Genomic DNA, 2,462 nt, shown 5'->3' with positions numbered 1-2,462 from the left:
CCCAGGTGGAACGGCGGCCCGGACAATTGGGATGCCTGGTTCGTGGCCGGTGGCGCCTTTGACGGCACCTCGCTTGAGGCCCGAGGGGCGCCGCATGCGACGATGCCCGACGATCCGGCGAACCCGGTCAGCGACTGGCTGCTGGCGGCCTGAACGGTGGCCAAAGGTTAACAGACCGTGAATCGTGCCCGGTCAAGCCATTGATTTTGCTTACCCGCAAGGGCTGTCCACGCGTGGACAGGCCTAGGCCCGCGCCACGAACAACCCGTCCCGCTTCAGCCCGGCATAGCACTCGTCCAGGCTCGTCTTCGCCCGGTCGATCAGGATGTCGATCTCCTCCGGCGTGATTACCAGGGGGGGCGAGATGATCATCCGGTCGCCCACATGCCGCATGATCAGATTGTTGGCAAAGCACCGCTCGCGGCAACGATAGCCGACCGTCCCCGTCTCACTGGCAAAGGCCGCGCGGCGCGCCTTGTCCGGGGTCAGCGCGATGGACCCCATCAGCCCCACCAGCTTCGCCTCGCCCACCATCGGATGCTCGGTCAGCGCGTCCCAGCGTTCCTTGAGGTAAGGGTGCGCCACGGTACGGACGTGCTCGATGATGCCCTCTTCCTCGATGATCCGCAGGTTTTCCAGCGCCACCGCCGCAGCCACCGGATGCCCGGAATAAGTGTAGCCGTGGTTGAAATCGCCATGGCTGCCCAGCACCTCGGCCACCTCGTCACAGACGATGCTGCCACCGATCGGCTGATAGCCCGACGACAGCCCCTTGGCGATGGTCATGATATGCGGCTTGATGCCGAACGTCTGGCTGCCGAACCAGTTGCCCGTGCGCCCGAACCCGGTAATCACCTCATCCGCGATCAACAGGATGCCATAGCGGTCGCAGATCCGTTGGATTTCCGGCCAGTAGGTCGAGGGCGGCACGATCACTCCCCCGGCCCCCTGGATCGGTTCGCCGATAAAGGCCGCCACGTTCTCAACGCCCAGTTGAAGGATCATCGCCTCCAGCTCTTGTGCGCGGGCCAGACCGAAGGCCTCGGGCGTGTGGTCGCCGCCTTCGGACCACCAGTCCGGCTGGCCGATATGCACGATCCCAGCGATCATCCCGCCGTGTTTGTGGATGCCGGACATGCCGCCCAAGCTGCCGCCGCCCATGGTCGAGCCGTGGTAGCCGTTCTTGCGCGCGATGATGATGCGCTTTTCCGGCTGGCCCTTGATGTCCCAATAGCGCCGCACCATCCGGATGTTCGTGTCATTCGCCTCGGAGCCAGACCCGGCGAAGAACACATGGCCCATCCCCTTCGGTGCAACCTCGGCAAGCTTTGCCGCCAAAGCGATGGCGGGCACATGGCTGGTCTGGAAGAAGGTGTTGTAATAGGCCAACTCCTCCATCTGCCGGGCTGCAACGGTCGCCAGCTCCTTGCGGCCATAGCCGATGTTCACGCACCAAAGCCCTGCCATCCCGTCGATGATCTTGTGGCCTTCGGTATCAGTCAGCCAGACCCCTTTGGCCGATTTCATGATCCGCACGCCTTTTTTCGCAAGCGCCGCATTTTCGGAGAACGGGTGCATGTGATGCGCCGCATCCAGTGCCTGAAGTTCGGCAGTGGGCATGTGGTTGGTGATCTTGTTCATGGCGGACCTCATGGGGCGCGGACTGCGGGAATCGGCAGGGTGGTAGACCCCGGGCTGCCCGCAGAATATGATCAAACGATCCGAGGTTCAAGAAATTTGATCAAATTATTTCGGCCCGCCGGGTCGCGTCAGATTTCGCCCTGCAGGATTGCAAGCCGCACCTGATCGACACCCTGCTCGATGTCGCGTTCGATCGCCCGTGCCAGCGCAATCGGATCGCCCGCGCGCATGGCGGCCAAAGCCTCGGAATGGCGGTCGGGCAGCGCTGCCTGGCCGTACCGCGAACAGACCACACGCAATGACGGGCCAAACCGCAGCCACAATGATTGCGCCATATCCACCAGAACCGCCGCTTCTGAAACTTCGTACAGAGCAAAGTGGAAGGCGTGGTTTGCCGCAAGATAGCCCGGCACATTTCCGGCCCGGATCGCCTGATCCACTAAGTTGTCCAGACCCTGCAACCGGTCAATCAGCGCAGGGTTCAAATGCGTTGCTGCCAATTCGGCCAGCTTCGGCTCGATCGTCAGCCGCGCAAAGGCCACCTGTTCCAGCAAACCCAGCGTAAGGTGTGGCACCGAAACGCGTCGGTTGCCCTGCGGCAACAATGCGCCGTCCGCGGTCAGCCGCCGGATCGCTTCGCGCACCGGCGTCATCCCGGCGCCAAGATCGCTGATCAGGCCCTGAATGGTCACCGGCGCGCCTGGGGCAAGATGGCCAAACAGTACCAAGTCGCGCAACCGCGCATAGGTTACCTCGTGGCTTGGTATCTTGCGGGTTACAGCGTCCATCGGGGTTCCCTTCATTGCCCTCTTTATGACGGC

General features: G+C 63.0%; 2 protein-coding genes. Both read right to left on the bottom strand.

The features are described 5' to 3' along the window. Nucleotides 1-243: 243 nt before the first annotated feature. Nucleotides 244-1,641, bottom strand: a complete 1,398-nt coding sequence (locus RMO18_RS08190) for an aspartate aminotransferase family protein (protein WP_309665138.1) — start codon at nucleotides 1,639-1,641, stop codon at nucleotides 244-246. A 128-nt stretch (nucleotides 1,642-1,769) separates the two neighbouring features. Then, nucleotides 1,770-2,429, bottom strand: a complete 660-nt coding sequence (locus tag RMO18_RS08185; protein ID WP_309665137.1) for a GntR family transcriptional regulator — start codon at nucleotides 2,427-2,429, stop codon at nucleotides 1,770-1,772. Nucleotides 2,430-2,462: the final 33 nt, after the last annotated feature.

The organism is Tabrizicola sp., from assembly GCF_031377265.1.
GTDB lineage: Bacteria > Pseudomonadota > Alphaproteobacteria > Rhodobacterales > Rhodobacteraceae > JAUYQR01.
Note: the sequence above shows the minus strand (reverse complement) of the source record. Positions and strands in the feature narration are given on the sequence as shown.

What these genes read in the sequence shown, in the direction of transcription:
- RMO18_RS08185 (WP_309665137.1), bottom strand. Translation starts at nt 2,429, where the DNA reads ATGGACGCTGTAACCCGCAAGATACCAAGCCACGAGGTAACCTATGCG.
- RMO18_RS08190 (WP_309665138.1), bottom strand. Translation starts at nt 1,641, where the DNA reads ATGAACAAGATCACCAACCACATGCCCACTGCCGAACTTCAGGCACTG.